The organism is Paraburkholderia sp. BGA-UO-ETr-F21 (assembly GCF_059567925.1).
The window spans coordinates 1-22,886 of the sequence record NZ_JCAQOY010000005.1; the positions used below are offsets into that span (position 1 = coordinate 1).

Genomic DNA, 22,886 nt, shown 5'->3' on the forward strand with positions numbered 1-22,886 from the left:
CGTCTGGAAAGCTTGCGCCGGTGCCGGCGCCGCTCTGGATCGTGACCCGGTGGCCCTGGCTCACATACTTCCTGACCGTTTCGGGCGTCGCGGCGACGCGGGTTTCGTGCGCGCGCGTCTCGGCTGGCACTCCGATGTGCATCGTTGTTCCTCCTCGACTTCCTGTTTTACGACAGTTCCGCCGACGAGGCACGCCGGCTTGCAAGTGCAACGGCTAACGCCTCACTTTAACCGAAACAGACGCCGCGCCGAAATCGGGGACAATGCGGGGGGCCTTGGCGGATGCAGGCTGCGTCGTGGCGGGCCACGAATGGGCAGGACCGGGTACCGCGGGCCGCCCGCTTCCCGGCAGGCGAAGCCCATAAACGGTAAAATGTGCACCCATGAAACCGGAAACCTGGCTGCCGCACGTCACCGTCGCGGCCATCGTCGAACGTGACGGGCGCTTCCTCGTGGTCGAGGAACATACCGCCGAGGGCCTGCGCCTGAATCAGCCCGCGGGCCATCTGGAAGCGGGCGAAACGCTGGTCGAAGCCGTGATCCGCGAAACGCTCGAGGAAACTGCCCATCCGTTCGTGCCCGTGGCACTGGTGGGCATGTATATGACCCACTTCGAGCGTCCCGGCAGCGAGGGTGCGGCAGGCGGGGTGACCTACCTGCGCTTCACCTATTGCGGCCCGGGCGGCGAGCCGGACACGGATCGCGCGCTCGACCCCGACATCGTCCGCACATTGTGGATGAGCGCCGACGAATTGCGCGCCTGTTCCGAACGGCACCGCACGCCGCTCGTCATGCAATGTCTGGACGACTACCTCGCGGGCCGGCGTTTCCCGCTCGACTTCGTGCACACGCATTCGGTCGGGCCCAAACAGTGAATATCGCGGCAGCCGTCACGAGCGGCCCACCCACGATCCATGAAGGCAAGCAGCACCCAGTGAGCATCTTATGAGCAAGCAGAAAGTCGTGGTAGGCATGTCGGGCGGCGTCGATTCGTCGGTTACCGCGTGGCTGCTGAAGGAACAGGGCTACGACGTGGTCGGCCTGTTCATGAAAAACTGGGAAGACGACGACGACAGCGAGTACTGCTCGACGCGGCAGGACTGGATCGACGTGGTCTCGGTGGCGGACCTGATCGGCATCGACGTCGAAGCGGTCAACTTCGCCTCCGAATACAAGGACCGCGTGTTCGCCGAATTCCTGCGCGAATACTCGGCCGGCCGCACGCCGAATCCGGACGTGCTGTGCAACGCCGAAATCAAGTTCAAGGCGTTCCTCGATCACGCCATGTCGCTCGGCGCGGAAACCATCGCGACCGGCCACTATGCGCGCGTGCGCGAGAACAACGGCCGCTTCGAACTGCTGAAGGCATTCGACCATACGAAAGATCAGTCGTACTTCCTGCACCGCTTGAATCAGGCGCAGTTGTCGAAAACGCTGTTTCCGCTCGGCGAGATTCCGAAAACCAAAGTGCGCGAAATCGCCGAACAGATCGCGCTGCCCAATGCGAAGAAGAAAGACTCGACCGGCATCTGCTTTATCGGCGAACGGCCGTTCCGCGACTTCCTGAACCGCTATCTGCCGACCAAGCCCGGCCCGATGAAAACCACCGAAGGCAAAGTGGTCGGCGAACACATCGGCCTCGCGTTCTACACGTTCGGCCAGCGCAAGGGCATCGGCCTCGGCGGCAGCAAGGACGGCAGCGGCGAGCCGTGGTTCGTGGCCGGCAAGGACATCCCGTCGAACACGCTCTACGTTGCGCAGGGCCACGATCATCCGTGGCTGCTGAGCCATACGCTGTCCGCGGGCAACACGAGCTGGGTGGCGGGCGAGCCGCCGGCGGACGGCTTTGCGTGCGGCGCGAAGACCCGCTACCGGCAAGCGGACGCGCCCTGCACGTTCAGTTCGGCGGGGGCCGGCGAAGGCCTCTTCGAGCTGAATTTCGACACGGCGCAATGGGCTGTCACACCGGGGCAATCCGCCGTGCTCTACGATGGCGACGTGTGCCTGGGCGGCGGCATCATCGAACATGCGGTAACCGGCCAGCCGGTCTCACGCCAGCCGCAACAAGCGGCATTGCTGACCACCCGCTGATCCATGCTTTCAATCGATGAGTCATACAGCGCGTCGCCGTACGCGCCGCACGTTCACGTCTGAACCCGGTCGCGGCATTCATGCGTTCGCACTTCCAACGGCAGCCCGCTTCGCCATGACAAGCAGTCGCCCGTCTTCCTGCACGACGGATTCCGCCTGCGCCAACGGCGTTGGCGATCCCGCCGTGACGATCCTCACCGCAACGGAGTCCCCATGTTTTCTCGACGTTATCTCGCCATGTGGTGCGCAGCCGCATTACTCGTGGTCTGCGCGGCGCTCGCCGCCACGCATCACATCTCGTGGTTCTGGATCATCGTGCCGCTTGCATTGGTCGCGCTCGGCCTGTTCGACCTGACGCAGCAGCGTCACGCGATCCTGCGCAACTATCCGCTGTGGGGGCACTTCCGTTTCCTGTTCGAATTCATCCGGCCGGAAATCCGTCAGTATTTCGTTGAAGGCGATACCGACGAAAAGCCGTTTTCGCGCGCTCAGCGCAGCATCGTCTACCAGCGTGCGAAGAACGACGTCGACAGCCGACCGTACGGCACCGAGCTCGACGTCAAGGCCGTCTCGCACGAATGGATCAGCCACTCGCTCGCGCCCACCGTGCTCGATCACCACGACTTTCGCGTCGTGGTCGGACCGGACCGCGCACAGCCTTATTCGATGTCGATCTTCAACGTCTCGGCAATGAGCTTCGGCTCACTGTCGGCGAACGCGATCATGGCGCTGAACCTCGGCGCGAAGAAAGGCAACTTCGCGCACGACACCGGCGAAGGTTCGATGTCGAAGTATCACCGCGAGCACGGCGGCGACATCATCTGGGAAATCGCTTCGGGCTACTTCGGCTGCCGCAACGACGACGGCACTTTCAGCGCGGAGAAGTTCGCGAAGCAGGCCGCCGAGCCGCAAGTGAAGATGATCGAGGTGAAGCTCTCGCAAGGCGCGAAGCCGGGTCACGGCGGCGTGCTGCCGGCGGCCAAGATCACGCCGGAAATCGCCGAAACGCGCGGCGTGCCGATGGGCCGCGACTGCATCTCGCCGGCCACGCACTCGGAGTTCTCCACACCGCGCGGTCTGCTCGAATTCGTCGACCGTCTGCGCACGCTGTCGGGCGGCAAGCCGACCGGGTTCAAGCTGTGCATCGGGCATCCGTGGGAATTTTTCGGCATTGCGAAGGCGATGCTGGAAACGGGCATCCTGCCGGACTTCATCGTGGTGGACGGCGCGGAAGGCGGCACCGGCGCGGCGCCACTGGAATTCACCGACCACGTCGGCGTGCCGTTACAAGAAGGGCTGCTGCTGGTGCACAACACACTGGTGGGCATCGGCTTGCGCCAGCGCATCCGCATCGGCGCGAGCGGCAAGATGATCACCGCATTCGATATCACCAAGACGCTCGCCATCGGCGCCGATTGGGTCAATGCGGCGCGCGGCTTCATGTTCGCGGTGGGCTGCATTCAGGCGCAGACCTGCCACACGGGGCGTTGCCCGACCGGCGTCGCGACGCAAGACCCGGTGCGCCAGCGCGCGTTGGTGGTGCCGGACAAGGCCGACCGTGTTTTCAATTTCCATCACAACACGCTGCATGCGCTGAAGGAAATCATTCAGGCCGCGGGGCTGAAGCATCCGGCGGAACTGCGCGCGCATCACATCGTGCGGCGCGTGTCGTCGCATGAGGTGCGCCTCATGTCGGACTTGCTGAAGTATCTCGATCCGAACGACCTGCTCAACGGCAATTACCGTTACTCGCTGTTCGAAAAGTACTGGCCGGTGGCGCAAAGCGATTCGTTCTCGCCGAAGGTGGAGTTGGCGGCGACGTGATTCGGCGCGGACGACATTTAATCCACGTACAGAGACGGGTTCGATTTTAAGAATCCACAAGAATTCGTCTTATATACAACCTTCAGAATGGACCGTACATTGACGAGGTCTATTGCTCCATTCGATGGTTATGGTTACACCCGCTCCGCTCTGTACGTCATTGCCGCTCGGCACACACGCGCATCTCGCCCGGACATCTCACCGCGGTATGCGCGTGATGCGCGGGGACTTCATTAAGGCCACGCGCTCGTCGGCCACACCCAATGCTGCGGGCCGAACGCTCGCCCTCGTATCGATTGCCGATGTGGCCGGGCATCGACGCGAAAGCACTCACGATTACCGGTGAAACGCATGCGACGGTACCACCTGAAACAAGGTGATCGCTCTTCGGCTGGGGGATTTGTTCTCGAAGGGGATGAAACCTGCACCCACCATGGCACGGCATTAACCTACCTCGGCGCGAAGGTCGAATGCCACTCCTGCGGGACTGTCGGTGTTATTTCCGGAACAGGGCCGCGCTTGCCGAACAGCATAATGGGCACGGACGCGGCACTGGAAGGCGACATTTGCCTATGCAAGTGCGAGCCATCTCCGACCATCATCGCTTCTCAGAAAGATATGTTTCAGGAGTTCGATGTCACTGGGCCCGAGCAACGGCTTGACGTCAACAAAGAGCCCCAACTAAACGACCTACCTGCCTTTCAACCGCCGCGCATGCACTCCCAACGCGTGTTCGTGTGGGATAGCGTGACCGGCCAGCCGTTAGAAAATCAACGGTTCATAGTTGATATTGAAGGCAAGATGCGATGGGCCAGAACCGACAAAGAAGGTTATGCGTTAATTGAGACGCCCGGGTCAGAAACATTTCGCATCCACATTCTCTTTTCGTCACCGCAGCGTGAACTCAGACCCAGCCAGGGAGGGTGAGGATGGCAGACTACACAATTGAGCACTGGACCGCTGGGCGAACGACATTGGACGGCGACACCGGCAATGCCATCTCCATCTCCGTCAATAACCGCGCGGCCACCCGGCAGGCCATCATCAATCGCATACGACAAACCGGTATAAACTTTGTCGAGCGATCCGACTGGGCTGCGCATAAGAACCGTTCATCTCGCATGCGTGACGACTGGAATTACACCAAGATCGCCATCCATCATGCGGGACGCAGTTTTACGTGCGGACCTGCAGCACTCCAGTTGCTGGACATTCAAGATCTGCAGATGGGACGCAGCACGGCGGCAAGCGACGACATCGGCTATCACTATGCACTTGATTGTTTCGGGAATATCTTCGAGGGCCGCGATATAAGGTTCAAGGGCGAAAACGTGCATAACTACAACTCGGAGGTCATCGGAATCGTACTGCTGGAAAATCTGACAGAACCAGGCGAGGGGCACGACGGCGTTGCGCGAATCACAAAGCTGCTGAACTCGATCGGCTTCAAACAAAAACCGCACGTACCCGAAAAACAGAAGCTCGCGCTCACAGCATTTATTTCCACTCTGCGAGAGTTTTTCGATATTCATACCCTTGGCGGGCATCGCGAGTTTCCCGGTCAATTGGGCGAAGGGAAGATATGCCCGGGTAACGTCGGCCTGGCAATTGTCAACGAAATACGAAAATCGACAGGCTTGAGCGTCCCATGAACGTGCTGCGAAAGAAGTGGCCCGTTGCGATCGGCTGTGCTGCCGCAGCCCTCGTTGCAATTGCGTACACCGGCTACGTCGAGTCATACCTGGACCACGAAGTGCAAACGACGTTCTTTGTTAAGCAATATCCGACGTTCCAGATGAAGTTTTACGACCCCTTTGCCAACGAAGGCGACGATACGCCACTCGATCATCTATCGTCCGTCGACCGTGCCCGCTTTGCCGATTACTGTAAGTATCGATTTGGCGTAGCCCACTTCACTACACAATCGCTTGAAGCATGCAAGGCGCAAATTCCCAGCTATCTGTAGTCACTTCATGGATGCCGGCAGAAATCTGAGCCGGGCCCGCGCCACGACCGCGAAATTCCCGCTGCGCGCAACGGGCCACCCCTCCGCCCACCGCCAAAACGGACACCCCCCTCCCTTTCCGTTAAAATCTCCGGTTTAGCACTTCGCTCCACGGCCAGCCCGGCGCGCTTCGGCGCTCACGGCGCGGCCCCATGCCCGAAAGGCACTTCATGCTCACGTTTCAGCAAATCATCCTGACAATGCAGTCCTACTGGGACAAGCAGGGTTGCGCATTGCTCCAGCCGATCGACATGGAAGTCGGCGCGGGCACCTCCCACGTCCATACTTTCCTGCGCGCGGTCGGTCCCGAGCCGTGGCGCGCGGCATACGTGCAACCGTCGCGCCGCCCGAAAGACGGCCGCTACGGCGAGAACCCGAACCGTCTGCAGCATTACTACCAGTACCAGGTGGTGCTCAAGCCGGCGCCGGAAAATATCCTCGACCTCTACCTCGGCTCGCTCGAAGCCCTCGGCTTCGACCTGAAGCAGAACGACGTGCGCTTTGTCGAAGACGACTGGGAAAATCCCACGCTCGGCGCCTGGGGCCTCGGCTGGGAAGTGTGGCTGAACGGCATGGAAGTGACCCAGTTCACCTACTTCCAGCAGGTCGGCGGTCTCGACTGCAAGCCGGTGCTCGGCGAAATCACATACGGCCTCGAGCGCCTCGCCATGTATTTGCAGAAGGTCGAGAATGTCTACGACCTCGTCTGGACGGAGTGGGAAGAGCAAGGCCCGAACGGCCCGGAACTGCGCCGCCTGACTTATGGCGATGTCTACCATCAGAACGAAGTCGAGCAGTCCACCTACAACTTCGAATACGCGAACGTCGAGTTGCTGTTCTCGATCTTCAACAGCTACGAAGCCGAAGCCAAGCGCATGATCGAAGCGCAGATCGCGCTGCCGGCGTATGAACTCGTGCTGAAGGCCGGCCACACGTTCAACCTGCTCGACGCACGCGGCGCCATTTCGGTCACGGAACGCGCGGCGTATATCGGCCGCATTCGCGCACTGTCGAAGCTGGTCGCCCAGGCTTATTACGACTCGCGCGAAAAGCTCGGCTTCCCGATGCTCGGCAATCCGGTGCACGGCGTGCCCGGCCTCACGACTGACGAACAGGACGCCGCGATGCCCGCATGGGCGCCGCCGCTGAAAGTCGAACGCAAGATCGACCAAGACTGACGAGACGAGAACACCAGGAAATGACTCAACCCCATCAAGCCACCCTGCTCGTCGAGCTGCTGACCGAAGAACTGCCGCCCAAAGCGCTCGCGCGTCTCGGCGACGCCTTCGCCGAAGGCATTGCACAGCGCCTCGCGGCGCGCGACCTGGTCGAAGGCGAACTGTCGTTCGAACGTTATGCCACGCCACGCCGCCTCGCAGTCACGATCAAAAACGTGCGCGCGGTCGCGCCGGAAAAACACGTGCGCGAAAAAGTGCTGCCGGTTTCTGTCGCGCTGGATAAAGACGGCCAGCCCACCGCGCCGCTCGCCAAGAAACTGGCCGCGCTCGGCTTCCCCGATTTTTCGGTAAGCGACCTGGAGCGCGCGCAGGACGGCAAGGCCGAAGCCTTCTTCCTGCGCTACGCCGCGCCCGGCGCCACGCTCGCCGAAGGCCTGCAAGGCGCGCTCGACGAAACGCTCGCCAAGCTGCCCATTCCGAAGGTCATGACCTATCAGCGCCCGGACGGCACCAATGTGCAGTTCGTGCGTCCGGCGCATCGCCTGACCGCGCTGCATGGCGAACAGGTCGTGCCGGTGAGCGCGCTCGGCATCGACGCCGACGACACCACGCTCGGCCATCGCTTCCTCTCCGAAGGTTTCGTGCAGATCCAGCACGCGGATTCGTACGCCGAGACGCTGCTGCACAAAGGCCGCGTGGTCGCGAATTTCGCCGACCGCAAGGCTGCCATCCGCACGCATCTGCTCGCGCAAGCCAACGGCGACCAGGTGGTGATGCCGGAATCGCTGCTGGACGAAGTGACCTCGCTGGTTGAATGGCCGGTGGTCTACGCGTGCCGTTTCGAGGACGAATTCCTGCAAGTGCCGCAGGAATGCCTGATCCTCACCATGCAGACCAACCAGAAATACTTCGCGCTGACCGATGCGAACGGCAAGCTGCGTTCGCGCTTCCTGATCGTGTCGAATATCGAAACGGCTACGCCGGGCGATATCGTCGAAGGCAATGAGCGCGTGGTGCGTCCGCGTCTGGCCGACGCGAAGTTCTTCTTCGAGCAGGACAAGAAGAAGACGCTCGCCGATCGCGTGCCGCTGCTCGCGAACGTGGTGTATCACAACAAGCTGGGCTCGGCGCTGCAACGCGTCGAGCGCGTCGAAGCGCTGGCCGGCGCGATTGCCGAACTGATCGGCGCGGACGTGGCGCTTGCAAAGCGCGCCGCGCGTCTGGCCAAGGCAGACCTGATCACCGACATGGTGGGCGAATTCCCCGAACTGCAAGGCACGATGGGCACGTACTACGCCCGCCACGACGGCGAGCCGGAAGAAGTCGCGCTCGCGTGCTCGGAGCATTATCAGCCGCGTTTCTCTGGCGACGCGTTGCCCACCACCGCAACCGGCACCGTCGTCGCGCTCGCCGACAAGCTCGAAACGCTGGTCGGCATCTGGGGTATCGGCCTGCAACCCACCGGCGAGAAAGACCCGTTCGCGCTGCGCCGTCACGCGCTCGGCGTGCTGCGCATTCTCGTCGAGAAGCAACTGCCGGTCGATCTGGTCGAACTGCTGCGCACGGCTTACGCGCAATTCGCCGCGGTGCCGAACGTCGCCGATTCGACGCAAGCGATCTACGAGTTCAGCATGGACCGCCTGCGCGGTCTGCTGCGCGAGCGCGGCTATGCAGTTGGCGAAATCGACGCGGTGCTGGCGCTGAATCCCACGCGTCTGGACGACATCGTCGCGCGTCTGGATGCCGTGCGCGAATTCGCGTCGCTGGCTGAAGCGGCTTCGCTCGCGGCGGCCAACAAGCGCATCTCGAACATCCTGAAGAAGTCGGAAGGCGCGGCGACCGGCGGTGTGCAGGTCACGTTGCTGGTCGAAGCGCCGGAAAAAGCCTTGCATGCGCAACTCGAACAGGTCGCGCCGCGCGTGCAATCGCAACTGGCCGCACGCGACTACACGGGTGCGCTGACCGCGCTCGCCGCGTTGCGCGAACCGGTCGACACGTTCTTCAACGACGTGATGGTCAACGCCGAAGATCCGGCGTTGCGCGCCAACCGTCTGGCCCTGCTCGGCGCACTGCATCAGCAGATGAACTGCGTCGCCGACATTTCCCGACTCGCCGCCTGAGCACCGCGCCATGCCGACCAAAAAAGTGGTGATCCTCGACCGCGACGGCGTGATCAACGTCGACTCCGACGCGTTCATCAAGTCGCCGGACGAATGGGTTGCCCTGCCCGGTTCGCTGGAAGCCATCGCGCGTCTGAATCAGGCGGGCTATCGCGTGGCGATCGCGACCAACCAGTCGGGCATCGGCCGCGGCCTGTTTGACATGAACGCGCTCAATGCGATGCATCTGAAGATGCACCGCATGGCGGCCGCGGTCGGCGGGCGCATCGACGCGGTGTTCTTCTGCCCGCACACGGCGGAAGACCACTGCGAGTGCCGCAAGCCGAAGCCCGGCATGCTGAAGATGATCGCCGAACGTTTCGAAGTCGATCCGGAACATACGCCGGTGGTCGGCGACTCCAAACGCGATCTGCAAGCGGGCGCTTCGCTCGGCCATCCGACTCATCTGGTGCTGACCGGCAAGGGTCGCAAAACGCTCGCGGCCGGCAACTTGCCTGAAGGCACGATCGTGCACGACGATCTGCGTGCCTTCGCGCTCGACTTCCTCGCCGACGCTCAAGAGTGACGCGCGCCACGCGCGTCCCCATCCCTCACTGACCACGCCGATGCGCTTCATCCGTTCTTTGCTTCTGCTGATCTACTTCGTTCTCTTCACGGTGCCGTACGCGACGGCATGCTTCATCGCGTTTCCGTTCATGCGCGCCGACAAGCGCTACTGGATGGCGGCCGGCTGGTGCCGCGCGACGCTGCATACGGTGCGTTGGCTCAACGGCATCCGCTACCGGATCGAGGGCATGGAGAACCTGCCCAACGGTCCCGCCGTGCTGCTGTCCAAGCATCAGTCGGCATGGGAAACGCTGGCGTTTCCGGCGCTCATGCCCCGGCCGCTGTGCTATGTGTTCAAGCGCGAACTGCTGTATGTACCGTTCTTCGGCTGGGCGCTCGGCATGCTGAAGATGGTTCACATCGATCGCAAGGAAGGCAAGTACGCGTTCGAATCGGTCATCAAACAGGGCAAGGCACGCATGGCGGAAGGCGCTTGGGTCATCATGTTTCCGGAAGGCACGCGCACGCCGACCGGCAAGCAAGGCAAGTACAAAACCGGGGGCGCGCGCTTCGCGACGGCAACCGGCGCGCCGGTCGTACCGATCGCGCACAACGCAGGACGCGTGTGGCCGCGCAACTCGTTTCTCAAATATGCGGGTATAGTCACAGTGTCGATCGGCAAGCCGATCGACACGACGGGGCTCACGCCCGATGAAGTGAACACGCGCGTCGAACGGTGGATCGAAGCTGAAATGCGTCGCATCGATCCTACCGCGTACCGCGCGGCGGAAAGCAGTTCCGCCGCCGCACCAATCTGACGCGCCCACGCCCTAGAAGGCGTATTAGCGCGAAGCCGAATCCGATGCAGAAGTCTCCTACGCCGCAGCACGCTGCGGCGCTCGATAACCGGCAGCTCGATCTCCCGCTCTTTGCCGAGCCGGGGTCGACGTCGTCGTCCCCTTCACCTTCCGCACACTCGTCTGGCTCTTTGCAGGGCTCGCCGGCGAGCCAGCAACCGGCCGTGCTGCTCGCACCAGATGGCAGCAAGCTGCGCAGCCTCGCGATCGGCTCACGCACGCTGCATTACGTGCTCAAGCGTTCGGCGCGACGCTCGATCGGCTTTGCGATCGACAGCACGGGTCTCACGATCACGGCACCGCGTTGGGTTACGCTCGCCGATATCGAAACCGCGATCACCGAAAAACAGCGCTGGATTTTCACGAAGCTGATCGAATGGCAAACGCGTGTCGAGCAACGCGCGTTGCCGAAGGTCGACTGGAAAGATGGCGCCGAGGTGCCCTATCTGGGGCAGCCCGTGCGCGTGAAGCTCGGCTCGCCGCAAGGCACGCTCGCGTTCAGCGCGAACGACGCGGCGCTGCAAGTGCCGCTGCCGTTGCAAGCGGATCCGCAGCAGATCAAGGACCGCGTGCAAGGGTGGCTGCAAGGCGAAGCGAAGCGCCTGTTCGGCGAGCGCCTCGCGATCTACGCGGAGAAGCTGGGCGTGAACTATCGCGCGTATGCGCTTTCTTCAGCGGCCACGCGTTGGGGCAGTTGTTCGAGTGACGGCAAGATTCGCCTGAACTGGCGGTTGATTCACTTTCCGCTTTCCATCATCGATTACGTCGTCGCTCACGAACTCGCGCATCTGCGTGAAATGAATCACAGCCCGCGTTTCTGGCAAACAGTCGAATCGATTTTTCCGGAATTCCGCGAGGCGCGGCAGACGTTGAAGTCGCATCCGCCGGAATTGCTGCCGACGCTTTAGCCCCTTCCTTGCGCGTTGAAACCGGCGCTTCAGTTTCAAACTGAAGCACCGGCTTGTCACATTCTTCCGCTCACTCCGAGCAGAAAGTTTCCTGCAAATGACGCCACGTCACCTTGCCGTGCGCGTCGAGATCCATCACCGCCGTGGAGCGCCGCACGTTCGCGTAGCCGGTTTTGTCGCGCTGATACTCGCGATATTTCACCACCGCCCCTGACGGGTATTCGGCGACGATCTCCTTGTCGCGAATGGTGATGTGCGCGCCTGGACGCGCGCCGCGCAGCTTCGAAAATGTCTCGCGCAAACCGGCGTGATCGAGTGCGGCACCCGAAGTCATGACCAGCGTGAACTGCGGAGCGAAGCGCGCCATGATTCTTTGCAGCGCGCCTTCATCCGCGGAACCGTTGAACAGGGCCTCGATTTCGACGTGGATCTCGTCGAGTTCGTTGAAGTAGGGATTGCTGTTATTCATCGTCTAACCTCGCCCCACGGCCTGCTCTATTATTTCTTCTTCTGGATGAACTCGATCTTGTAGCCGTCCGGGTCGGTAACGAAAGCGATCACGGTCGTGCCGTGTTTCATCGGGCCCGCTTCGCGCACAACCGTGCCGCCTTGTGCCTTGATCTTGTCACATGCGGCGTACGCGTCGTCCACTTCGACGGCGAGGTGGCCAAAACCGGTGCCAAGATCGTACGAGGGCGTGTCCCAGTTGTGCGTGAGTTCGAGCACGGTGCCGTCGCGCTCATCTTCGTAACCGACGAATGCCAGCGTGAACTTGCCGTCCGGATAATCGTCGCGGCGCAGCAGTTTCATGCCGAGCAGTTCGGTGTAGAAGGCAATGGAACGATCCAGGTCGCCGACCCGGAGCATAGTGTGAAGCAGGCGCATGGTGCACTCCCTGTTGCATGATAGCGAGACCGTCAATGTACCCGGAATCACGCACCGCTGCAGAGCGCGCCGCTCGTGAACCGATGCTCAGAACTGATGCCGCACGCCTGCCATCAAGCCGATCTGCGTGCCCTTCTGCGCGAGCCCGACGCCGTTGACGCCTTGCAATTGCGCTCCGATCAGACCGCCCCGATAGATCGCATAGTCGCCTTCCAGATAGATGTCGGTGCGTTTGGAGAGGTTGTAGTCGGCGACCAGTTGGTACTGCCAGGCTGAGCCGTCCTGCGCGGCGGTCTTGCCGTCCTGCAGCGTGCGCCAGACATTCGCGGCGAAGTGCCACTTGTTGCTGACCTGCTGCGTGATGCCGCCCAGGATCATGCGGCGCCGCGCAAAGTCCGTGTACTTGAGCGCGGCCAGCACCGGTGCGGTGAACGGCCCGTTGGCGAAATTCGAAAAGCCCGCATCGTTCTGGTTGACGATGTAGCCGGCGGAAAAGCGCGTGAGATTCCAGGTGTACGCGCCGCCGAATGTCCATGTCTTCGCGGCCGCGCCGTTGACAGAGTCCTTCGACTCTTCGTACGCGCCGCCCACGCTGAACGGCCCGCCTTCCGGTTTATAAGCCGCGGCCGCGCCGATCTGGCTGCCGTAGGAATTGCCCGCGTTGCCGCCGAACGCGTAACCGGCCGCGAACGTAAAGCCGTTATATCTCGCCTGATATTGCACCTGGTTGCTGGTCCAGATGCCGCCCGTCATTGTCACTTCAGGTTGAAAGCTGAAGTCGTACGGGATCCAGGAGTTGCTGCCGTAGCCGGCCACCGTGACGCCTTCGATCACCACGTTGTATTGACGGCCGAGGATGATCTGGCCGTAGGAGTCCGAACGCACGCCGACCTGCGCTTCGTTGAAGAACGGCAGCGTGGGATCGCTTTGCCCGCTGTTGATATAGATGCGGTTTTCGAGCTTGAAGAAAGTAGACCAGCCGCCGCCCAGATCTTCGACGCCTTTCAGGCCCCAACGGCTTTGCGTCATGCCACCGTTGCCGAGTCCGATCGACGAATCGCCGGCCGCGTTGACGTGAGTCAGATAGCGCACGCTCTCATCGACCACGCCGTACAGCGTCACGCTGGATTGCGCGTGCGCCATCTGGCATGCCAACGACGCCAACGCCGCGGGCACTGCGCCCGCTGCCCACCTGCCTACGTTCTTCATCGCTTTTCCTCGTACAGGTTCCGCGCTGCGCGGAGAGGGTCAGTCTGCTTCGGCGGAGCAACGAATCAGTCCGTTGCGCTGGCCGCCTGTTCTTCGCATTCTTCGTACTGAGAAGCCTTGCACCGCACCGCATGCAGCCGGCGCGAATGTCCTGACGAAACGGTAGTGGCTGAACCTTAGCGCGAAACGGCAATAGTGCGAAATTAGTCTGAGGTAGGTGTTGCGCGGGTGTCGTGAAATCGGCAAAAAACTTGCGGCCTGTACGAAGCACGCGTAGGCGGTGGGGTCATCGGACGGTTGAGCGGACGGGTTTGCTATCGTACGACCTGTCCCCGCCTCCACTCAGCCCATGAGCACCTCCGCCCTGCCCGCACGTCGCGCCCCGGATAGCTTCGCCATCCTCTTGATGATCGGCCTGTGCGCGATCTGGGGGCTCCAGCAAGTTGCGATCAAAAGCACCAACATCGCGCTGCCGCCGGTCTTTCAGGCCGGCGTGCGCTCGGCGATCGCGGCCGTGCTCGTGTGGGGCTGGGCGCGCTCACGCGGCACGCCGCTCTTTCGCGACGACGGCACCCTGGGCGCCGGCGTGCTCGCGGGCGTGCTGTTCGCCAGTGAGTTCGTGTGCATTTTTCTCGGCCTGACGCTGACCAGTGCGTCGCGCATGGCGGTCTTTCTTTACACCGCGCCGTGCTTCACGGCACTCGGCCTGCACTGGTTCGTCGACGGCGAGCGCATGCGGCGCATTCAGTGGCTCGGTATCTTCGTCGCGTTCACGGGCATGGCGCTCGCTTTCGCGGACGGCTTCCTGCATGGCCACGCCGCGCAGGGTTCGGTGCTGAAGGGTGTCGCCGGCGACGCGCTCGGCGTGCTGGCCGGTATTGCGTGGGCCGCGACGACCGTGGTGGTGCGCGCCACACGCCTCGCTCATTCGAGCGCCAGCAAGACGCTGTTCTATCAACTGACGGTGTCGGCGGTAGTCCTGCTCGCGCTTGCCCTCGGGCTTGGCCAGGCGCGCGTGGAAACCGTCACGCCGCTGGCGGTGGTGAGCCTCGCGTATCAGGCCGTGATTGTGGCGTTCGTCAGCTATCTGGTGTGGTTCTGGTTGCTGACGCGCTATATCGCGTCACGCCTGTCGGTATTCTCGTTTCTCACGCCGCTGTTCGGCGTGAGCTTCGGTGTGCTGCTGCTCGGCGAGTCGTTCAGCGTGCGCTTTCTGATGGCCGCGGTGCTGGTGCTGACCGGCATCGCGCTGGTCAATGCACCGGCAAGGCGTGTGACGGCCTAGCGTTCGAGTTTACCAGGGCCTGGCTTTGGCTTTGGCGCTCAGGCCTTGCCCGCCACGATCTGCGCGACGCGCACATATTCGGCCACCGGCACGTCTTCGGCGCGGCGCTGCAGGTCGAAGCCGAGCGCTTCGAAATCCACCGAATCGCGATACGCAGCGAGCGTGTTGCGCAGCATCTTGCGGCGCTGCGAGAACGCGGCCGTCACCACTTCGCCGAGCACACGCTCGTCGACGGGCGGCAGTTCATGCAGTTCGTACGGGATCATGCGCACGATCGCCGAATCGACTTTCGGCGGCGGGTTGAATGCGTCGGGCGGCACGTCGAGTTGCTTGTCGATCACGTACCGGTATTGCAGCATCACCGAGAGACGGCTGAACGCCTTGGTGCCTGGCTCCGCCACCATCCGCTCGACCACTTCGTTCTGCAACATGAAGTGCTGATCGATCACGCGATGCGCGAACGAAGTCAGATGAAACAGCAGCGGGCTCGAAATGTTGTACGGCAGATTGCCGACAATGCGCAGCGACGCCTTGTCGCCTGGCGCGGCCAGCGAGCCGAAGTCGAACGCGAGCGCGTCGCCCGCATGCAGTTCGAGCAGGTCGCCGAATTTCGTCTTCAGACGGCCGATCAGATCGCGGTCCAGTTCGACCGCGTGCAAGGGCGCTTCCGGCGTCGCCAGACGCTCGATCAGCGGTTCGGTGAGCGCACCGAGGCCCGGTCCGATCTCGACCATGCGCTCGCCGCGCTGCGGCCGGATGACGTCGACGATCGAGTCGATCACGCCCATGTCGACCAGAAAATTCTGACCGAAACGCTTGCGCGCGATATGACCTTGGTGCCGGCCCTGTTGCTGTCTGCTGGTGGACATCGAAGAAACGCTAAGAAAGAGAACTGCTTAAGAAAAGGAACCTGCTGCCCGACGCGCTTTCTCGCGGGCGCCCGCCATGCCGCGCCCGCGGCTGGCGGCAGCGTACATGGTAAAAAACGCGCCAGGCGCGCGCAAGAAGCCCGTGCGGTGGCGCCGGATCAGCCCGCGCGGCGGTGCTGCGCCATCGACACCGCTGTCTCGATCGCGGCAATCAGGCTGCCCGCGTCGGCACGCCCCGTGCCGGCCAGATCGAGCGCGGTGCCGTGATCGACCGAGGTGCGGATGATCGGCAAACCGAGCGTGATATTGATGCCTTCGCCGAACGTGGCGTACTTCAACACCGGCAGGCCCTGGTCGTGGAACATGGCCAGCACGCAGTCGGCCTGCTCAAGGTAACGCGGCTGGAACAGCGTGTCAGCCGGGTAGGGACCGCGCGCGTCGATGCCCTGCTCGTTCGCGAGCTTCAGCGCCGGTGAAATGACCTCGATTTCCTCGCGGCCAAGATAGCCGTTTTCGCCCGCGTGCGGATTCAGCCCGGTCACGAGAATGCGCGGCGCCGGCAAACCGAAGTGATGCCGCAAATCGTGATCGATGATGCGCAGCGTCTCCAGAATGCCTTCGATCGACAACGCCGCGGAGACATCCTTGAGCGGCAGATGCGTGGTGGCCAGCGCGACGCGCAACGGGCGCTTGCCGGTGCCGGCCAGCATCATCACCACGCGCGGTGTGTGCGTGCGCTCGGCCAGATACTCCGTGTGGCCGGTGAACGGCACGCCGGCGTCGTTGATGGTGCTCTTTTGCAGCGGCGCGGTAACGATCGCGTCGAACGTGCCGGCCAGCGCTCCGTCTATTGCGCTGTCGAGCAGATCGAGCACGTAGCGGCCGTTGGCCGCGTCCAGCTTGCCCGCGACAGCAGGCGCCGCAAGCGGCCGGTGTTGCAGACGCACGCGCTTGCTATCCGCCACCAAAGCGCTCCAATCGACGCCCACGGCGCGCGCGCGTTCGGCGAGCAGGTCCGCGTCGCCGAGCACGGTGAACTGCGCGTGGGGCCAGTGCGCCGCCGCGCCGGCGAGCGCCTGCGCCGTCAGCTCGGGGCCGACGCCGGCGGGCTCGCCGGTCGTGATCGCGATCTGCAACGGTGGGCGGGCGGACTGGGCGGCGGTTGTCATAACGGTTATTGCGTGCTCGACAGCGTGGGCTTCACTTCCACATACGCGGTGTCGCGCAGTGCGCGCAACCAGTCGGCGTAGGCCTGTTCCGCTTTGCGCTGACCGATGGCCTGGCGCGCCAGATCCATTTGCTGCGAAACCGAGCCTTCGGATTCGCGGCGGCCCAGCACCTGAATCAGATGGTAGCCGTATTCGCTGCGAACCGGGTCGCTGATCTGGCCGTCCTGCAGGCTGTTCATGGCGCGCTCGAATTCCGGCACCGTCTCGCCCGGGCTGATCCAGCCAAGGTCACCGCCTTGCGACGACGAACCGTCTTGCGAGTAGGTGTGCGCGAACTTGGCGAAGTCGCCGCCCGCAGCGATCTGGTTCTTGATTTCGAGCAGCTTCTGACGTGCTTGCGGCTCCGACATGCCGTCGCCGACGCGCAGCAGAATGTGGCGCACGTGCGTTTGCACGAGCTTCGGCGCATCCGAACTGGTGCCCTGCCCGGCTCGGCGATCGACCAGACGCACGATTTCGAAACCGTCGTTGGTGCGGATCAGATCCGGATTGATCTGGCCGGGGCGCAATGTCGAGGCAGCGGTGACGAATTCAGGCGGCAACTTGGCCGGCGAAAGGAAACCCGTATCGCCGCCTTTCGATGCATCTGGCGCCTGCGAATTCGACTTCGCCAGCTTTTCGAAGTTGGTGCCGCCCTTGGCTTCGGCAAGCAGGGCCTGCGCCTTTTTCTGCGCCGCTTCGATATCGGTCTCCGACGCGTTCAGCGGCGCCTTGATGAAAATGTGCTGCAGATGCAGGTCGCTCGTCTGGCCGGCGTTCGGGCCGCGCTGGCTGGCGATATAGTTCGCGACCTCGGCGTCCGAGACCGTGACCTTGCTGTCCACTTCCTTCTCGCGCAGGCGCGAGAGCGTGAGCTCGGTCCGCGCGTCGCCGGTGAAGGTGCTCCAGGGCACGCCTTGCGCCTCGATCCGCGAGCGGTACACGTCGAGCGTCAGGTTGTTCGCCGCGGCAAGCCGTTCGAGCGTTCTTTGCACGGTGGCGTCGTCGATATTGATGCCGTCTTCTTTCGCCTTCTGCAACTGGATGCGCTCCAGCACCATCTGGTTGAGCACCTGCTGGCGCAGCTGGTCCATCGGCGGGACCGGCGCGTTCTGCTGATTCAGGCGGCGGGTGATCAGGCCCATGCGTTCGTCGAGTTCGCGCCGCGTGATGACACCGTTGTTGACCACTGCGGCAATGGTGTCGACCGTCTGGCCGCCACTGCCGGAGAGCGCCTGCGCCTGCACCGGCGCAACCGACAGGAAAGACGCCGCGGCGGCAAGACCGGCCGCAAGCGTTGCCAAGCGAAGCTTTTTCATGATTGCCACAGATACTCCAATGATGTCGGGCGCGCCTGGCCCGTCTTTTCGCATTTTATGAATGATCGGGTGAGCGTCATTCGTAGTTGGTGAAACGCGATTCCGGCGCCGGCGGCGGCGGCAACGGCGTATAGCCCGCCACGCTGCTGCGGAATGCGGTCATCAGCCCGTTGTCGACGCTCGACAAGCCCTTGAACGTCAACTGCGCGAGAAACCGCGTGCTCGACTGATTCTGCCCCGAGGTGTTCAGGCCGTTCGCGTAGCGTTGAATCCCCGCGCCGAGCGTCCAGCAGTCGGCGTCGTACTGCAGGCCGACCAGACCGTCGACGATCCGATGTCCGCCGAGGTCGTAATTGAAACGGCCCACCCCGTACACCCGGTGGGCGAGCGGCCATTGCCCCGAAATCAGCACCTGATTGATTGGCGTGTTGTCCAGCGTGGTGTTCGCGCGGGTGTAGCGATACGCGACGTTGATCACCTTGCCGGTCGCCGGACTGAACCCGAAGCCGACGCTCGTTTTCACCAACTGGTTGTTGTCGGCATTATATTGGAACGCCGTTTCCGAAGCGAAACCCGCGCCGAGCTTGAAGGACGCACCCGCGATCAGGTCCGAATGCGTGGCCTGCGCGCTGGTCTGGGTCGACTGCAGCGTGACCCGCTGATCCTGGAAGTAATACTGCTGCGCGATCACGAAACGCGCCCGTTCGTCGCCCGTGGCCGCGTCGATGAAACGCGTGGTGAGGGCGGCCGTCAGGCGGTTCGCGTCGGCGATCCGGTCGTTGCCGACGAAGGTGTTCGGCGTGAAGATTTCCGCGAGCCCGAAGTCGGACTCGGCCGTGTCGAACAGCGGCGCCGACTGCTGGTTGCGATACGGCGTGTACACGTAGTACAGGCGCGGTTCGAGCGTCTGGATGTAATCCTGACCGAAGATCCGCACCGAGCGGTCGAAGATCAGTCCCGTATCGAAGGAGAGAGTCGGGATCGATTCGGTAAAGTTTTTCGGCGTGCCGGCCGCGACGTCGGCGGCGCTCAGGTGGTTCAGGTTGTACGACGCAAAGTGCCATTGCACCTTCGGCGTGACGAAGTAACCCGGCCCGACCACCGAATACGACAGGTACGGGTTGAACATCACCCGCTGACCTTCGGTCATGTCCGCGGTGGTGATGCGGAAATTCGTGTAGTCGGCTTCCGCGCCGTAGTCGAAGCCGCCGACGTTGTACTTCGCGTACTTCACGTTCAACTGCGGCTCGCGGCCGTACGGCGCCACGGACGGCGTGAGCGTCTGCCAGTGCTGTTCGCGCGCGAGCACCGACCACGGGCCGTTGTTGTAGGTCAACCCGGCTTCCTGTTGATACAGGAGCTGGGTGCCGTTCATGAACTGATTGACCGACGACGACAGGTCTTCCGGATACGTGTTGTCCGAAACCTTGTTGTAGTAGATGTAGCCGCCGAACCCGTTGCCGAAGTTCTGGTTGTGCTGGATGTACAGCGCGTAGCGGTTGGTCTTGGTCAGGTGATCGTCAGGCAGGAATTCGCCGGTGATCGAGCCGGAATACGTGGGCGACAGATAACGGAACGTGGACTGCAACTGCACGCCGCGCTTGGAGATCAGACGCGGCGTGAGCGTCAGATCGCGATTCGGCGCGATGTTGAAGTAATACGGCACCGACAGTTCGAAGCCGTTCGACGAACTCACCGAGAACGTGGGCGGCAAAATCCCGCTGCGCCGTTCGCCCGAAAGCGGGAACGACAGCCACGGCGAGGCGAACACCGGAAAGCCCTGGAAGAACAGCACGCCGTTATGGGCGACGCCTTCGTCCGCTCCGGTGTCGAAATCGAACTCGCTGCCCTTGATGTACCAGGCCGGATCGTCCGCGCATGCGCAGGCCGTGTAGGTGCCTTTCGTGAAAACCGAGCGCTCGTTGTCGAGCAGGTCGACGCGCTCCGCGCTGCCCGAGCCGCCCGTCACGTTGAAGTGGTACTTCGGCGCGGTCATGAAGCCTTCGCTCGAATCCACGCGCATATGCGCTTCCGGCCCGACGAAGGAATTACCGTTGTTGACCACGTGGACCGAGCCGTACGCGTCGGCCATGTCCGTGTCCTGGTCATAGTGCAGCGCGTCGGCCTTGATCACGACCGTATTGCGGCGCACCTCGGCCGAACCCTTGGCGGCCATGTCCTGGTCCGTCGTGCCGCTCGTCGTATCGCCGAGCACGAACGTGGCCGGCTTCTGGCCCGGCTGCAACGGACGCTCTTCGAGCTGCGGGGCGAGCTGCATGCCCCAGGGCGCGTCGATGGGTTGCGGCTGCGCAGCTTCCCCCACCAGCTGGGCGTGCGCAAGCGCGGGCATCAGGCCCGGAACGGCGATCAACGCCGCGACGAGCCGCCTTTTGCGCGGCGCTGGGGCACAAGAGGGAATCGTTTGGGAAAGCTGTCTAGGCGGCATGTATCGTTTGGCGAATCGGCTCGTCCGTCAGCTTCTGCAGTCACGGTCCACCGCCTGCACACCCCGACCGTGACAGTCGGCTGCACATCAATATTTACAATCTGTCGAACGATGAGGCGGGCGGTAAAGCGGAAGTCGCGAAAGCCGGCGTGAGCCGCGTCAAAAAAGTCGTGGGGTATTATATGGCAAGACGTTGCCCCTCTGAATTTGCCGCCGGTTTTCATGACGCTGCCCCCACTCCAAGACTCCACCGATCCCCGTCTCGAACTGCTCAAAGCCTGGCTGAAAGGCCATGCGGCGCGCTATGCGCTCGAGCTCGACACCCTCGTTCCGGCTTCGTCAGACGCCAGTTTCCGGCGTTATTTCCGGCTCGCCGGTAAGGCGGCGGAAGGCGAAAGCCGCGCCACCCTGATCGCCGTCGACGCCCCGCCGCCCGAAAAGTGCCGCGAATTTGTGCAGGTCGCGCAGTTGCTCGAGGCCGCCGGCGTGTACGTGCCGCGCGTGCTGGAGGTCGATTTCGAGGCCGGCCTCATGCTGGTCACGGATCTGGGCACCGCGTCGTACCTCGGCGCGCTGACCGAAGCGCAAAGCGCTGGCGACTCGCGCCGCGCCCGCACGCTGATGCGTGACGCGCTCGACGCGTTGATCCGCTGGCAGCTCACGTCGCGCGAAGACGTGCTGCCGCCCTTCGACGAAGCGTTCCTGCGCCGCGAGATGGAGTTGATGCCGGAATGGTTTCTCGGCCGGCATCTGGGCCGTGAGGCCGACGAAAAGACCCGCGGCGTGCTGGATCGCACCTTCGCGCTGCTGATCGCGAGCGCCCGCGCGCAGCCGCAGGTGTTCATGCTGCGCGACTTCATGCCGCGCAATCTGATGATCGCCGCCGAGCCGGAGCCTGGACACCCCGCGGTCAACCCCGGCGTGCTGGATTTCCAGGACGCGGTATACGGCCCGATCACCTACGACGTCGCGTCGCTTTTGCGCGACGCTTTCCTGAGCTGGGACGAGGAGTTCGAGCTGGATTGCTTCGTGTACTACTGGGAGCGGGCGAAAAAAGCCGGCCTGCCGGTGGATGCCGATTTCGGCGAGTTCTACCGCCAGGTCGAATGGATGGGTTTGCAACGGCATATCAAGGTGCTGGGGCTTTTCTGCCGGATCAACTATCGCGACGGCAAACCGCACTACATGAAGGACCTGCCGCGTTTCATCGGCTATGCGCGCAAGGTGGCCGATCGTTATGCACCGCTGCGTCCGTTCGCGAAGCTGCTCGACGATCTCGAAGGCCGCGCGAATGAAGTCGGCTACACCTTCTGACCGATGACGATGTTCCTGAAGAAAGCGATGATTTTCGCCGCCGGCCGCGGCGAGCGCATGCGTCCGTTGACCGACACGCGTCCCAAGCCTTTGCTCGAAGTGGGCGGCAAGCCGCTGATCGTCTGGCAGATCGAACGGCTCGCGCAGGCGGGCTTTCGCACCATCGTGATCAATCACGCGTGGCTCGGCGAGCAGATCGAGGCCACACTCGGCGACGGCTCGCGCTGGCAGGTGGCGTTGCGCTACTCGGCCGAACGCGAGGCGCTGGAAACCGCGGGCGGCATCGTGCAGGCGTTGCCGTTGCTCGAAGATAACGGCGCGAGCGAAGTGTTCGTCGCGGTCAGCGGCGACGTGTACGCCGACTTCGACTACGCCACGCTGAATGCTCGCGCGGAAAAACTCGCGGCCTTGCCCGAGCCGGGCATGCATCTCGTGATGGTGCCGAATCCGGCGTTTCATCCGGTCGGCGACTTCGGCCTGGCCGACGGCGCGCTCTCGCTCGAGGGCGAGCCGCGCTTCACGTTCGGCAACATCGGGCTATACGACACCCGCATGTTCCGCGATCTGCCGCACGGCACGCGGCGCGCGCTCACGCCGTATTATCGCGACACCATTGCACGCGGTCTGGCGAGCGGTGAGCTGTACGAGGGTCTGTGGGAGAACGTCGGCACGCCCGCGCAGTTAGGCGAGCTGGATCAGCGTTTGCGCGCGCTGGCTGGGGCGCGCTAGGCGTTTGGCGTTTGGCGTTTGGCGTTTGGCGTTTGGCGTTTGGCGTTTGGCGTTTGGCGTTTGGCGTTTGGCGTTTGGCGTTTGGCGTTTGGC

At 63.0% G+C, this 22,886-nt stretch carries 21 protein-coding genes and 1 pseudogene; 14 read left to right on the plus strand and 8 right to left on the minus strand.

The window, feature by feature from the left end; translation table 11 throughout:
- Positions 1-142: pseudogene (locus AC57B1_RS01460) on the minus strand (NAD(P)(+) transhydrogenase (Re/Si-specific) subunit alpha); the annotation flags it as partial.
- 241 nt (positions 143-383) lie between these two features.
- Between AC57B1_RS01460 and AC57B1_RS01465 the strand changes: the two are divergent.
- The 11 genes from AC57B1_RS01465 (at position 384) to AC57B1_RS01515 (ending at position 11,529) form a co-directional block, all read left to right on the plus strand.
- The gene (locus AC57B1_RS01465) at positions 384-875 is read left to right on the plus strand and encodes an NUDIX hydrolase (protein ID WP_496416362.1); all 492 of its coding nucleotides are present in this window, start codon (positions 384-386) and stop codon (positions 873-875) included.
- A 70-nt stretch (positions 876-945) separates the two neighbouring features.
- The gene (gene mnmA / locus AC57B1_RS01470) at positions 946-2,091 is read left to right on the plus strand and encodes a tRNA 2-thiouridine(34) synthase MnmA (protein WP_091796711.1); all 1,146 of its coding nucleotides are present in this window, start codon (positions 946-948) and stop codon (positions 2,089-2,091) included.
- 213 nt (positions 2,092-2,304) lie between these two features.
- Positions 2,305-3,915 carry an FMN-binding glutamate synthase family protein gene (locus AC57B1_RS01475; protein WP_091796712.1) on the plus strand — a complete coding sequence of 537 codons (1,611 nt, stop codon included), beginning with the start codon at positions 2,305-2,307 and terminating at the stop codon, positions 3,913-3,915.
- 351 nt (positions 3,916-4,266) lie between these two features.
- Positions 4,267-4,842: a PAAR domain-containing protein gene (locus AC57B1_RS01480; RefSeq protein ID WP_496416363.1), complete on the plus strand. Its 576-nt coding sequence runs from the start codon at positions 4,267-4,269 to the stop codon at positions 4,840-4,842.
- Positions 4,843-4,844: 2 nt separating this feature from the next.
- Complete coding sequence (locus tag AC57B1_RS01485; protein WP_496416364.1) at positions 4,845-5,567, plus strand: peptidoglycan recognition protein family protein; 723 nt, start codon at positions 4,845-4,847, stop codon at positions 5,565-5,567.
- Positions 5,564-5,881, plus strand: coding sequence for a hypothetical protein (locus tag AC57B1_RS01490; protein WP_496416365.1), 318 nt, complete (start codon positions 5,564-5,566; stop codon positions 5,879-5,881). Before AC57B1_RS01485 ends, AC57B1_RS01490 begins: the two co-directional genes overlap by 4 nt.
- A gap of 209 nt (positions 5,882-6,090) precedes the next feature.
- The gene (glyQ, locus tag AC57B1_RS01495) at positions 6,091-7,098 is read left to right on the plus strand and encodes a glycine--tRNA ligase subunit alpha (RefSeq protein ID WP_408186525.1); all 1,008 of its coding nucleotides are present in this window, start codon (positions 6,091-6,093) and stop codon (positions 7,096-7,098) included.
- 20 nt (positions 7,099-7,118) lie between these two features.
- Positions 7,119-9,218 (plus strand): glycine--tRNA ligase subunit beta, encoded by a 2,100-nt coding sequence (gene glyS, locus AC57B1_RS01500; RefSeq protein WP_496416366.1) that lies wholly within the window; start codon positions 7,119-7,121, stop codon positions 9,216-9,218.
- A gap of 10 nt (positions 9,219-9,228) precedes the next feature.
- Entirely contained in the window at positions 9,229-9,783 is a 555-nt protein-coding gene (gmhB, locus tag AC57B1_RS01505; protein WP_091796714.1) for a D-glycero-beta-D-manno-heptose 1,7-bisphosphate 7-phosphatase, read from the plus strand.
- Positions 9,784-9,823: 40 nt separating this feature from the next.
- The gene (locus AC57B1_RS01510) at positions 9,824-10,582 is read left to right on the plus strand and encodes a lysophospholipid acyltransferase family protein (protein WP_091796715.1); all 759 of its coding nucleotides are present in this window, start codon (positions 9,824-9,826) and stop codon (positions 10,580-10,582) included.
- 44 nt (positions 10,583-10,626) lie between these two features.
- Complete coding sequence (locus AC57B1_RS01515) at positions 10,627-11,529, plus strand: M48 family metallopeptidase (RefSeq protein WP_496416367.1); 903 nt, start codon at positions 10,627-10,629, stop codon at positions 11,527-11,529.
- Positions 11,530-11,599: 70 nt separating this feature from the next.
- Here AC57B1_RS01515 and AC57B1_RS01520 read toward each other — a convergent pair whose 3' ends face one another.
- The 3 genes from AC57B1_RS01520 to AC57B1_RS01530 all read right to left on the minus strand — a co-directional run bounded on the left by AC57B1_RS01520 (position 11,600) and on the right by AC57B1_RS01530 (position 13,623).
- A complete protein-coding gene (locus AC57B1_RS01520; RefSeq protein ID WP_408353460.1) occupies positions 11,600-11,998 on the minus strand; it encodes a hypothetical protein in 399 nt (132 codons plus the stop codon).
- Between the two features lie 29 nt (positions 11,999-12,027).
- Positions 12,028-12,414, minus strand: coding sequence for a lactoylglutathione lyase (gene gloA / locus AC57B1_RS01525; protein WP_091796718.1), 387 nt, complete (start codon positions 12,412-12,414; stop codon positions 12,028-12,030).
- Between the two features lie 87 nt (positions 12,415-12,501).
- On the minus strand, positions 12,502-13,623 hold the full coding sequence (locus AC57B1_RS01530) for a porin (RefSeq protein ID WP_496416368.1): 1,122 nt from the start codon (positions 13,621-13,623) through the stop codon (positions 12,502-12,504).
- Between the two features lie 349 nt (positions 13,624-13,972).
- Here AC57B1_RS01530 and AC57B1_RS01535 point away from each other — a divergent pair, with 349 nt between their 5' ends.
- The gene (locus AC57B1_RS01535) at positions 13,973-14,908 is read left to right on the plus strand and encodes a DMT family transporter (RefSeq protein ID WP_496416369.1); all 936 of its coding nucleotides are present in this window, start codon (positions 13,973-13,975) and stop codon (positions 14,906-14,908) included.
- 38 nt (positions 14,909-14,946) lie between these two features.
- Here AC57B1_RS01535 and rsmA read toward each other — a convergent pair whose 3' ends face one another.
- The 4 genes from rsmA to AC57B1_RS01555 form a co-directional block, all read right to left on the minus strand.
- Positions 14,947-15,777, minus strand: a complete 831-nt coding sequence (rsmA, locus tag AC57B1_RS01540) for a 16S rRNA (adenine(1518)-N(6)/adenine(1519)-N(6))-dimethyltransferase RsmA (RefSeq protein ID WP_408186503.1) — start codon at positions 15,775-15,777, stop codon at positions 14,947-14,949.
- A 158-nt stretch (positions 15,778-15,935) separates the two neighbouring features.
- Positions 15,936-16,946 carry a 4-hydroxythreonine-4-phosphate dehydrogenase PdxA gene (gene pdxA / locus AC57B1_RS01545; protein WP_496416370.1) on the minus strand — a complete coding sequence of 337 codons (1,011 nt, stop codon included), beginning with the start codon at positions 16,944-16,946 and terminating at the stop codon, positions 15,936-15,938.
- A gap of 5 nt (positions 16,947-16,951) precedes the next feature.
- Positions 16,952-18,313 carry a peptidylprolyl isomerase gene (locus tag AC57B1_RS01550; protein WP_496416371.1) on the minus strand — a complete coding sequence of 454 codons (1,362 nt, stop codon included), beginning with the start codon at positions 18,311-18,313 and terminating at the stop codon, positions 16,952-16,954.
- 67 nt (positions 18,314-18,380) lie between these two features.
- Positions 18,381-20,750, minus strand: a complete 2,370-nt coding sequence (locus tag AC57B1_RS01555) for an LPS-assembly protein LptD (protein ID WP_408353451.1) — start codon at positions 20,748-20,750, stop codon at positions 18,381-18,383.
- 222 nt (positions 20,751-20,972) lie between these two features.
- Here AC57B1_RS01555 and AC57B1_RS01560 point away from each other — a divergent pair, with 222 nt between their 5' ends.
- Both AC57B1_RS01560 and murU read left to right on the plus strand, forming a co-directional pair.
- Positions 20,973-22,064 carry an aminoglycoside phosphotransferase family protein gene (locus AC57B1_RS01560; RefSeq protein WP_496416372.1) on the plus strand — a complete coding sequence of 364 codons (1,092 nt, stop codon included), beginning with the start codon at positions 20,973-20,975 and terminating at the stop codon, positions 22,062-22,064.
- A 3-nt stretch (positions 22,065-22,067) separates the two neighbouring features.
- On the plus strand, positions 22,068-22,793 hold the full coding sequence (gene murU / locus AC57B1_RS01565) for an N-acetylmuramate alpha-1-phosphate uridylyltransferase MurU (protein ID WP_496416373.1): 726 nt from the start codon (positions 22,068-22,070) through the stop codon (positions 22,791-22,793).
- The last annotated feature ends 93 nt before the right edge of the window (positions 22,794-22,886 follow it).

What these genes read in the sequence shown, in the direction of transcription:
- AC57B1_RS01465 (WP_496416362.1), top strand. Translation starts at nt 384, where the DNA reads ATGAAACCGGAAACCTGGCTGCCGCACGTCACCGTCGCGGCCATCGTC.
- mnmA (WP_091796711.1), top strand. Translation starts at nt 946, where the DNA reads ATGAGCAAGCAGAAAGTCGTGGTAGGCATGTCGGGCGGCGTCGATTCG.
- AC57B1_RS01475 (WP_091796712.1), top strand. Translation starts at nt 2,305, where the DNA reads ATGTTTTCTCGACGTTATCTCGCCATGTGGTGCGCAGCCGCATTACTC.
- AC57B1_RS01480 (WP_496416363.1), top strand. Translation starts at nt 4,267, where the DNA reads ATGCGACGGTACCACCTGAAACAAGGTGATCGCTCTTCGGCTGGGGGA.
- AC57B1_RS01485 (WP_496416364.1), top strand. Translation starts at nt 4,845, where the DNA reads ATGGCAGACTACACAATTGAGCACTGGACCGCTGGGCGAACGACATTG.
- AC57B1_RS01490 (WP_496416365.1), top strand. Translation starts at nt 5,564, where the DNA reads ATGAACGTGCTGCGAAAGAAGTGGCCCGTTGCGATCGGCTGTGCTGCC.
- glyQ (WP_408186525.1), top strand. Translation starts at nt 6,091, where the DNA reads ATGCTCACGTTTCAGCAAATCATCCTGACAATGCAGTCCTACTGGGAC.
- glyS (WP_496416366.1), top strand. Translation starts at nt 7,119, where the DNA reads ATGACTCAACCCCATCAAGCCACCCTGCTCGTCGAGCTGCTGACCGAA.
- gmhB (WP_091796714.1), top strand. Translation starts at nt 9,229, where the DNA reads ATGCCGACCAAAAAAGTGGTGATCCTCGACCGCGACGGCGTGATCAAC.
- AC57B1_RS01510 (WP_091796715.1), top strand. Translation starts at nt 9,824, where the DNA reads ATGCGCTTCATCCGTTCTTTGCTTCTGCTGATCTACTTCGTTCTCTTC.
- AC57B1_RS01515 (WP_496416367.1), top strand. Translation starts at nt 10,627, where the DNA reads ATGCAGAAGTCTCCTACGCCGCAGCACGCTGCGGCGCTCGATAACCGG.
- AC57B1_RS01520 (WP_408353460.1), bottom strand. Translation starts at nt 11,998, where the DNA reads ATGAATAACAGCAATCCCTACTTCAACGAACTCGACGAGATCCACGTC.
- gloA (WP_091796718.1), bottom strand. Translation starts at nt 12,414, where the DNA reads ATGCGCCTGCTTCACACTATGCTCCGGGTCGGCGACCTGGATCGTTCC.
- AC57B1_RS01530 (WP_496416368.1), bottom strand. Translation starts at nt 13,623, where the DNA reads ATGAAGAACGTAGGCAGGTGGGCAGCGGGCGCAGTGCCCGCGGCGTTG.
- AC57B1_RS01535 (WP_496416369.1), top strand. Translation starts at nt 13,973, where the DNA reads ATGAGCACCTCCGCCCTGCCCGCACGTCGCGCCCCGGATAGCTTCGCC.
- rsmA (WP_408186503.1), bottom strand. Translation starts at nt 15,777, where the DNA reads ATGTCCACCAGCAGACAGCAACAGGGCCGGCACCAAGGTCATATCGCG.
- pdxA (WP_496416370.1), bottom strand. Translation starts at nt 16,946, where the DNA reads ATGACAACCGCCGCCCAGTCCGCCCGCCCACCGTTGCAGATCGCGATC.
- AC57B1_RS01555 (WP_408353451.1), bottom strand. Translation starts at nt 20,750, where the DNA reads ATGCCGCCTAGACAGCTTTCCCAAACGATTCCCTCTTGTGCCCCAGCG.
- AC57B1_RS01560 (WP_496416372.1), top strand. Translation starts at nt 20,973, where the DNA reads ATGACGCTGCCCCCACTCCAAGACTCCACCGATCCCCGTCTCGAACTG.
- murU (WP_496416373.1), top strand. Translation starts at nt 22,068, where the DNA reads ATGACGATGTTCCTGAAGAAAGCGATGATTTTCGCCGCCGGCCGCGGC.